The 8,318-nt window shown below is 67.0% G+C and carries 8 protein-coding genes; 5 read left to right on the top strand and 3 right to left on the bottom strand.

The window, feature by feature from the left end:
* Positions 1-314: 314 nt before the first annotated feature.
* Both RSA25_RS17985 and RSA25_RS17990 read right to left on the bottom strand, forming a co-directional pair.
* Positions 315-929, bottom strand: a complete 615-nt coding sequence (locus RSA25_RS17985; RefSeq protein WP_332810199.1) for a hypothetical protein — start codon at positions 927-929, stop codon at positions 315-317.
* A 119-nt stretch (positions 930-1,048) separates the two neighbouring features.
* Positions 1,049-2,074, bottom strand: a complete 1,026-nt coding sequence (locus RSA25_RS17990; RefSeq protein ID WP_332810200.1) for a zinc-binding alcohol dehydrogenase family protein — start codon at positions 2,072-2,074, stop codon at positions 1,049-1,051.
* A 369-nt stretch (positions 2,075-2,443) separates the two neighbouring features.
* Here RSA25_RS17990 and RSA25_RS17995 point away from each other — a divergent pair, with 369 nt between their 5' ends.
* The 4 genes from RSA25_RS17995 (at position 2,444) to RSA25_RS18010 (ending at position 5,881) form a co-directional block, all read left to right on the top strand.
* Positions 2,444-3,535, top strand: coding sequence for an OmpA family protein (locus tag RSA25_RS17995; RefSeq protein WP_259209936.1), 1,092 nt, complete (start codon positions 2,444-2,446; stop codon positions 3,533-3,535).
* A 543-nt stretch (positions 3,536-4,078) separates the two neighbouring features.
* On the top strand, positions 4,079-4,588 hold the full coding sequence (locus RSA25_RS18000) for a hypothetical protein (RefSeq protein WP_332810201.1): 510 nt from the start codon (positions 4,079-4,081) through the stop codon (positions 4,586-4,588).
* Positions 4,589-4,610: 22 nt separating this feature from the next.
* A complete protein-coding gene (locus tag RSA25_RS18005; protein ID WP_332810202.1) occupies positions 4,611-5,444 on the top strand; it encodes a pseudouridine synthase in 834 nt (277 codons plus the stop codon).
* A gap of 92 nt (positions 5,445-5,536) precedes the next feature.
* Positions 5,537-5,881, top strand: a complete 345-nt coding sequence (locus RSA25_RS18010) for a hypothetical protein (protein WP_332810203.1) — start codon at positions 5,537-5,539, stop codon at positions 5,879-5,881.
* 116 nt (positions 5,882-5,997) lie between these two features.
* Here RSA25_RS18010 and kbl read toward each other — a convergent pair whose 3' ends face one another.
* On the bottom strand, positions 5,998-7,209 hold the full coding sequence (gene kbl, locus RSA25_RS18015) for a glycine C-acetyltransferase (RefSeq protein ID WP_332810204.1): 1,212 nt from the start codon (positions 7,207-7,209) through the stop codon (positions 5,998-6,000).
* Positions 7,210-7,402: 193 nt separating this feature from the next.
* On the opposite strand from kbl, the gene RSA25_RS18020 reads away from it, so the two are divergent.
* Positions 7,403-8,104, top strand: coding sequence for a TorF family putative porin (locus tag RSA25_RS18020; protein ID WP_332810205.1), 702 nt, complete (start codon positions 7,403-7,405; stop codon positions 8,102-8,104).
* Positions 8,105-8,318: the final 214 nt, after the last annotated feature.

Raw genomic sequence — 8,318 nt, forward strand, 5'->3', positions numbered from 1 at the left:
GCGCCCCCGCCGCCCTTTACGCGCCCCCCCGCGCGCTTCGCTCCAAGGTTCGCTGCGCGAACCTTGGACCCTTGTGCATACCCTCTCTACCCCCGCCTTCGGCGCGCCCGGCAAACCGCAGGCGGTTTGCGCCCGCATGCCTCCTCTACCCCCGCCTGTCGGCGCGCCCGGCAAACCGCAAGCGGTTTGCTATCACATGTTTCCTCTACCCCCGCCTTCGGCGCGCCCCTTCAACAGAAGGGGCTTTTCTCCAGAGGGGGTGCGCGCTGCGTTGGGTGGGGGGCGAGCGTTGGTCGGTACGGCGGTGGCGCGGCTTACGGGGCTGCTGCGGGGGCGGGGGCGGGTTTTTGGATCCCGAACAGGGGCAGGGTGTAGCCGCACAGCGGGCCGATCAGGAGGGCGAAGGCGAGGGTGCCGAGGCCGACGTTGCCGCCCAGGCGCCAGCCGATGACCAGCACGGTGCCTTCGATCAGGCTGCGCACGATCCAGATCGGCCAGCCGGTGCGGGCATGCAGGCCGGTCATCAGGCCATCGCGCGGGCCGGGGCCGAAGCGTGCGCCGATGTACAGGCCGGTGGCCACGGCCACCAGCAGCAGGCCGCCGACGAACATCGGCACCTGCCAGGGCAGGCCGTGCACCTCCGGCAACAGCCACAGGCCGAACTGCGCGCTCGGGCCGATCAGCAGCACGTTCAGCACCGTGCCCAGGCCGGGCTTCTGCCGGATCGGCCACCACAGCAGCAGGACCAGCGCACCCACGACGTTGGTGGCCACGCCGAAGGACAGCGGCGTCTGCAGCGCGATGCCCTGTGACAGCACGTCCCAGGGCGCCACGCCGATCGCGGCGCGGATCATCACCGCCGCCCCCATGCCATACAGGAACAGGCCGATCAGCAATTGCAGCAGGCGCAGGGGCAGGGAGGTGGGCATGGCGGCGTCATCAGGGGGGGCAGGTGACTGTAGGCGGCCGCGGGGCGGGCCTACAGATACAGATGCACGCCAATGTGCGACGACAGCCGCGTCGCCCGGCCAGGCGCGGCGCGCGGCGCTCAGTCCCAGCCGGACAGCACCAGCTTGCCGATCACCCGGCCGCTTTCCAGTTCGCGGTGCGCCTGGCGCAGGTGCGCTGCATTGATGGTGCCCAGGTGCGCGCTGCGCGTGCTGCGCAGTGCGCCGGCGTCCACCAGGCTGGCCACGCGGCTCAAGATGCGGTGCTGCTCGATCATGTCGGCGGTGCGGAACTTCGCACGCGCGAACATGAATTCCCAATGGATGCCGATGCACTTGGCCTTGTACGGATCGCCGATCTTCAGCGCGCCGCGCGGTTCCACCACCAGCCCCACATGCCCCTGCGGCGCGAGCAGTTCGCCGAGCACGTCCCAGTACTGGTCGGTGTCGGCCAGGTTGAGCGCGGCATGCACCTGTGAAATACCCAGCGCCTGCAACTGCGCGGGCAGCGCCTGGCGGTGATCGATCACATGCGCCGCGCCCATCTGCCTGCACCACTGCACCGAGGCCTCGCGCGAGGCGGTGGCCACCACGGTGAAGCCGGCATGCCGGGCCAGCTGGATGGCGATGGAACCCACGCCGCCGGCGCCGCCGATGATCAGCATCACCTGGCCGGCATGACGGCGGTCATCGAACTGTAACGGCATGCGCTGGAACAGCAGTTCCCACGCGGTGAGTGCGGTGAGCGGCAAGGCGGCGGCGTCGGCGAAATCCAGCGTGGCAGGCTTGCGTCCCACCAGGCGCTCATCCACCCACTGCCATTGCGCGTTGCAGCCGGGGCGGGTGACATCGCCGGCGTAATACACCTCATCACCGGGCGCGAAGGCGGTCACCTCCGGCCCCACGGCCTCGACCACGCCAGCGGCGTCATAACCAAGAATGCGCGGCGCAGGTTCCTCCTGTGCACGCGGCGCACGTTGTTTGGCATCCACCGGATTGACCGACACCGCGTGCACGCGCACGCGTAGATCGCTGCCGGTGGGTTCGCCCGGTGTCGGCACGTTCAGGTCCAGCAGTGAATCGGGATCGTCGATGGGCAGGTATCGGGTGAGGCCTACGGCTTTCATGGCGACTCCAAGGCGGGATCCGCTTTCATCATAACGACCACTGATGACGCTGTTCCTGCGCTGAATCCATCAGGTCAGCAGGCTGCCATTCCCTGCAACGAGCGCTGCCAGCGCGGCCGGCGTGGCTGTCAAAACCCTTGTCGTTGTTGGGTCTTGCGCAATTTCATCAACCTGTATAGGGTGCCACCTGCTGGGCCGGGTAGAGGTCTGGCCGTCGTCTTCACATGTTACGGGACTGTTAACATCACCTTCACCCTCCTGAGCATAATGTTCGCGGCGGTGGCGTGCTGAATCGGCAGTCTGAAAACGACGCAGGTGCTGGCCCATGCCTCTACCGGTTTCATACCCCCGATATAGGAGCTGTACTCAATGAACAAGAAGATCCTTACTGCCGCGCTGCTGGGCGGTCTGGCTTTCGCCCAGGCTGCATCGGCGCAGGATTTTGATGACCGCTGGTACCTGACCGGTTCGGCCGGCTTCAACTTCCAGGATAGCGACCGTCTGACCAACGACGCTCCGTTCGTGACCCTGGGCCTCGGTAAGTTCATCAGCCCCAACTGGTCGCTGGACGGCGAGCTGAACTACCAGAACCCGAACTTCGACGCCAACCAGGATCTGAACTGGAGCCAGTACGGCGTGTCGCTCGACCTGCGTCGCCACTTCATCTCTGAAGGCCGCGGCTGGAACCCCTACCTGCTGATGGGCCTGGGTTACCAGAAGTCGGAAGAAGAGTACGGCTCGCTGAACCTGAACGGTCCGCGTGAGCGCAAGGACGGCAACCTGGGTGCCAAGGTCGGCGTCGGCCTGCAGACCACCTTCGAAAAGCGCGTTGCTGTCCGCGCCGAAGTGGCCTACCGCGCTGATTTCGACGACCAGAGCGTCTCCGCTCCGGACGAGAGCTGGTTCGGCGACGTGCTGGCTTCGGTCGGCGTCGTGATCCCGCTGGGCCCGGCCCCGACCGCTGCTGTGGTTGCCCCGGCTCCGGTGGCACCGAGCTGCGCAGACCTGGATGACGACGGCGACGGCGTCAACAACTGCGACGACAAGTGCCCGGATTCGCAGCCGGGTCAGACCATCGGTCCGGACGGTTGCCCGGTGCCGGTCTCCATCGATCTGAAGGGCGTGAACTTCGACTTCGACAAGGCGACCCTGCGTCCGGACGCCGTGGCGATCCTGAGCGAAGCCACCGAGATCCTGAAGCGTTACCCGGATCTGCGCGTTGAAGTTGCCGGTCACACCGACTCGAAGGGTACCGACGCTTACAACCAGAAGCTGTCCGAGCGTCGTGCGACCACCGTGTATGACTACCTGACCAAGAACGGCGTGTCCGCTTCGCGTCTGGTGGGTCCGATCGGCTACGGCGAGAGCCGTCCGATTGCGCCGAACACCAACCCGGATGGTTCGGACAACCCGGAAGGTCGTGCAAAGAACCGTCGTACCGAGCTGAACGTCCAGAACTAATCCTTCTGGTAGTACAGCCTCAGAAGAGGGCCCGGCATTGCCGGGCCCTTTTCTTTTTGTTCTTTCTTCATCCCGGGTGGCGACAAGCATGTGCGTGCTTTGGGAGCGTCGATGACGCGGCTGTCGGTGGGTCGGGCGCTGGGCGCCCATGCCCTTTCCGGCGAATGTCCCCCGGCCGCAAGGCGGCCTCCTCCTTTATTTCGCCTCCAAGGGCATGGGCGCCCAGCGCCCGACCCACCGACCAGCAGCCAAGCAGGCTGGCTTCTACCCGCTTACCGCAGCCGAGCCCCGTAACGGCCGGTAGGCCCCTGGGCCAAATAAAGGAGGAGGCCGCTTGCGGCCGGGGGACATTTGCACCAGGGGCCTGCCGGCCGTTACGGGGCCCTCATGCCCGCGGAAGGGTGATCGGAGACTGCCTTTAGGAGTTAGGCAAGAAATCAGCAATAAATCCAACAAGTTGCCGTATTCATTGAATGTGGGATCTTGAAAGCCGTTGTGGCGCTGTTAAACTCGCCGCGTCACCCTTTTCCCTGGATGCATCCCATGCTGCGTATCGCACTGGCCGCCGCGCTCGGCCTGGCCTTGGTTCCCACCGCCTACGCAGCCGTGGATTGCTCGGCGCATGCCATCAGCGCCTCGCCGCTGCCGCTGCCGGCCACCGCCATCGCCCCGGTCGCCGAGGAGCTGTACATCCGCAACGTCCAGCTGGGCATGCCCGCCGGCGTGCTGACCTCCAATTACGACCAGCAGCAGTCGCTGGACCGCGTGCTGCAGCGCCTGCGCATCGACGGCTGCCAGAACATCGCCAAGGCGATGCCCGGCGCGCCGGCGATCAAGGCCAATGATCCGGCCGCCTACAAGCCGGCCACCGAATTCGACAATACGCCCTGGCGCTTTGACATGAGCCAGAACGGCAAGCGCATGACCGCCGAAGAATTCGATGCCTGGATGAAGGCGCGTGGCGTGCGCGTGGTCAAGGCGCGCCCGGTCCCCGCGGCCGCCCCGGCGGCGGCTGAAGCACCGGCTGAGACCAAGCCGGGCGAGAAGAAGTAAGCCGCGCGCTGCGCGGAACACGATGAGCACACGCCGGCCCCCTGCCGCGCCTGCATCGCGACCACGCCGCCCCGAGCGGCGTGCGTCACCGGCAAGTCCCGCACGCACCGACGGTGCCCCGCGCCATGGCCTGGCCCGCGTCCTGTCCAAGGCCGGGCTGTGCTCGCGTACCGAGGCGGCACGCTGGATCGAAGCCGGCCGCGTCACCGTGGATGGCCGCGTCATCAACAACCCCGAGTTTCCCATCATCGACGGCCGCCACCAGGTGCACGTCGATGGCCGCTCGCTGGACGCGCCACGCCGCCTCCACCTCATGCTCAACAAGCCGCGCGGCCTGGTCACCACCGCCCAGGACGAGCAGGGCCGCGACACGGTCTACCGCTGTTTCGATGGGGCTGGCCTGCCGTGGATCGCGCCGGTCGGGCGCCTGGACAAGGCCAGCGAAGGGCTGCTGTTGTTCAGCAACGACCCGCAGTGGGCCGCACGCCTGACCGATCCGACCACCGGGCCGGACAAGACCTACCACGTGCAGATCGACGCGATCCCCGATGACGCCCTGCTGCAGGCCCTGTGCAGCGGCGTGGACGAAGCGGGTGAGCGGCTGCGCGCACGGCGCGCCACGCTGCTGCGCCGTGGCGAAAAGACCGCCTGGCTGGAAGTGGTGCTGGAAGAAGGCCGCAACCGGCACATCCGCCGCCTGCTGGGTGCTTTCGACATCACCGTGCTGCGCCTGGTGCGCGTGGCGATCGGCCAGCTGCCGATGGGCGCGCTGGGCAAGGGTGCCTGGCGTGAACTGAGCGACCAGGACCTGCACCAGTTGTATGCCGCGGCCGATGGCGCCGTGGCCCCGCCGTGACGCCATGGCCTGCCCGTGCGCGGCAGGCCGAACGAACCGGGCAATGGATGGCCTTGTACCCGACGTTCCATTCACTACCGGGAGATTCCCCCATGCACGCCACTCTACTCAACCGCCCCCTGTTGCGCGGCGCCTGCCTGCTGTTGCCGGCCGTGCTGCTCACCGCCTGCGGTGGCCACAAACGGGCGGCCAAGGCCGATGCGCCGGTGATCGACACCATCGTTGAAGTCAAAACCGCCGAGCTGGACGGGCGCGGCAGCTACCGCTTCATGATGAGCGAGGGCGACCAGAAGATGTCGGCCGACCAGTTCGATGCCTGGATGAAGGCCAACGGCATCCGCGTGGCCAAGGGCAACGGCCAGGCCCGTGCGGCCGCCGAACCGGTGGTGGTGGCCAGCAAGGACGCGGCCAAGGACAAGAAGAAAAAGAAGAAGTAGGCGGCTGACGCGGGGCGTAAGCCGGCGAGGGCACGCAGGCCTGCCCTCGCCAGGGGTTCGTGCCGCCGCCGCGGAGAGCGGCCACCCATGGGGTGGCGCTACCCGGTGTGCGCGCGTCAGCCCTTGATCACGCCCAGCTCGGCGCCGATACGGGTGAACGCATCGATCGCGCGGTCCAGGTGCGCACGGGTGTGGGCGGCGCTGATCTGGGTGCGGATGCGGGCCTGGCCCTTGGGCACCACCGGGAAGAAGAAGCCGATCGCGTAGATGCCTTCTTCGAGCAGGCGCTCGGCGAACCGCTGTGCCAGCGGCGCGTCGTACAGCATCACCGGGCTGATCGGGTGCACGCCGGGCTTCACGTCGAAACCGGCCGCGGTCATCTTCTCGCGGAAGTAGGCGGTGTTGTCGGCCAGCGTACGGCGCAGGTCGTCGGCGGCCGCCAGCATCTCGAAGGCCTTGATCCCGGCGGCGACCACGTGCGGCGGCAGCGAGTTGGAGAACAGGTACGGGCGCGAACGCTGGCGCAGCAGCTCCACCACCTCGGCGCTGGCGCAGGTGAAGCCGCCCAGCGCGCCGCCCATGGCCTTGCCCAGGGTGCCGGTGATGATGTCGATCTTCTCCAGCACGCCCTTGACCTCGGCCGAGCCGCGGCCGGTGGCGCCCAGGAAGCCGGTGGCGTGGCATTCGTCGATATGGACCAGGGCGTTGTACTTCTTGGCCAGCGCGGTGATCTCATCCAGCGGGGCGATGAAGCCGTCCATGGAAAACACGCCGTCGGTGGTGATCAGCTTGGTCCTGCAGCCGGCGGCGTCGGCCGCCTGCAGCTGGGCTTCCAGGTCGGCCATGTCGCAGTTGGCGTAGCGGAAGCGCTTGGCCTTGCACAGGCGCACGCCGTCGATGATCGAGGCGTGGTTGAGCGCATCGGAGATGATCGCATCGTGCTCGCCCAGCAGCGGCTCGAACAGGCCGCCGTTGGCGTCGAAGCAGGCGGCGTACAGGATGGTGTCCTGCTTGCCGAAAAAGTCGGCGATCTGGCGCTCCAGCTGCTTGTGCAGGTCCTGGGTGCCGCAGATGAAGCGCACCGAGGCCATGCCGAAACCGTGGCTGTCCAGGGCGTCCTTGGCCGCCTGGATCAGGTCGGGGTGGTCGGCCAGGCCCAGGTAGTTGTTGGCGCAGAAGTTGAGCACCGTGCGCCCGTCGTCCAGGGTGATCTCGGCCGACTGGGGGCTGGTGATGATGCGTTCGGACTTGAACAGGCCCTGGGCGCGGATCGCCTCCAGTTCTTCAACATAGTGCTGGGTCAGCGGGGCGGTGGTGGCATCGCTCATGGCAGGCAGTCTTCGGCACGGGAAACCCGGGATTTTACCTGTCCCTGCCTGGCGGCGGGGCCGGCGGCGGGGCCGGGAAGCGGGTCCTGCCGGCGGACGGTTGCACACGTGATTGTTGCATCGCAATATCAATCAGGTTAAAAATCCGTAAACCCCGCCGCACCGCCCACCCCATGCCCCGGAGAGACCCCGCATGAACCACGCCACGCGCTGTACCGCCGCCGCTGTGCTCTGCGCCGCCCTGCTTGCCCCGTTTGCCGCCAGTGCCCAGGACGAGGCCGCGTCTCCCTTCAGCTGGAACATCACCGGCGTGTCGGACTACGTGTTCCGTGGCGTATCCCAGACCGATGAGAACCCCACCGGCCAGGCCGGCTTCACCTACACCTCCCCGGTGGGGCTATATGCGGGCGTGTGGGGCTCGGGCGTGGACTTCGGCGATGGCAGCCCGGACCTCGAGGTGGATTACTTCATCGGCTACGGCGTGGACGTCAGCGAGCACGTCAATTTCGATGTGATGGTCAACCACTACAGCTACCCCGGTGCGAGCGAGCTGGCCTACACCGAGCTGATCACCAAGACCACCTTCGCCGAGCACTACAACCTGACGGTGGCCTACACCAACGATGTCTGGAACACCGACACCACCGGTTGGTACTACGCGGTGGGCACCGAGTGGGCGCTGCCGCAGGAATTCAACCTGACCGCCAACGTGGGCCGCAGCACCTTCGAAGACGGCATCGCCAAGGACTACACCGACTGGAACGTCGGGGTGAACCGCAGTTTCGGGATGGTCACGCTGGGCCTGGGCTACTACGGCACCGACGGCAACGGCCGCGACAACTCCGGCAAGCTGGCCGACAACCGCGTGGTGTTCACCGTGGCGGTGGGGCAGTAGGCCACGCCGGTTGGTCGGTGGTCGTTGGGAGCATCGCTGGCTGTGGGATGCCGGCCAGCGGCCCGCACTACCGGGTTTTTCCGTGTGCACCCGGCCTGACCCGCAATGCAATGCATTTGCGGGCCTCTGCAAAGCCTTGCCTCACAGAAAAGCGAAGCATGACCCGTCCTGCCATAGGTTGACACCTGTGGCTGACGATCCGGCCGCCGTCAGG

The organism is Stenotrophomonas sp., from assembly GCF_036662295.1.
GTDB lineage: Bacteria > Pseudomonadota > Gammaproteobacteria > Xanthomonadales > Xanthomonadaceae > Stenotrophomonas.

Bases quoted from the DNA above. Each gene is read 5' to 3' on its own strand.
- RSA25_RS18010 (WP_332810203.1), top strand. From the start codon at position 5,537: ATGCACGCCACTCTACTCAACCGCCCCCTGTTGCGCGGCGCCTGCCTG.
- RSA25_RS17990 (WP_332810200.1), bottom strand. From the start codon at position 2,074: ATGAAAGCCGTAGGCCTCACCCGATACCTGCCCATCGACGATCCCGAT.
- RSA25_RS18000 (WP_332810201.1), top strand. From the start codon at position 4,079: ATGCTGCGTATCGCACTGGCCGCCGCGCTCGGCCTGGCCTTGGTTCCC.
- RSA25_RS17995 (WP_259209936.1), top strand. From the start codon at position 2,444: ATGAACAAGAAGATCCTTACTGCCGCGCTGCTGGGCGGTCTGGCTTTC.
- RSA25_RS17985 (WP_332810199.1), bottom strand. From the start codon at position 929: ATGCCCACCTCCCTGCCCCTGCGCCTGCTGCAATTGCTGATCGGCCTG.
- RSA25_RS18005 (WP_332810202.1), top strand. From the start codon at position 4,611: ATGAGCACACGCCGGCCCCCTGCCGCGCCTGCATCGCGACCACGCCGC.
- kbl (WP_332810204.1), bottom strand. From the start codon at position 7,209: ATGAGCGATGCCACCACCGCCCCGCTGACCCAGCACTATGTTGAAGAA.
- RSA25_RS18020 (WP_332810205.1), top strand. From the start codon at position 7,403: ATGAACCACGCCACGCGCTGTACCGCCGCCGCTGTGCTCTGCGCCGCC.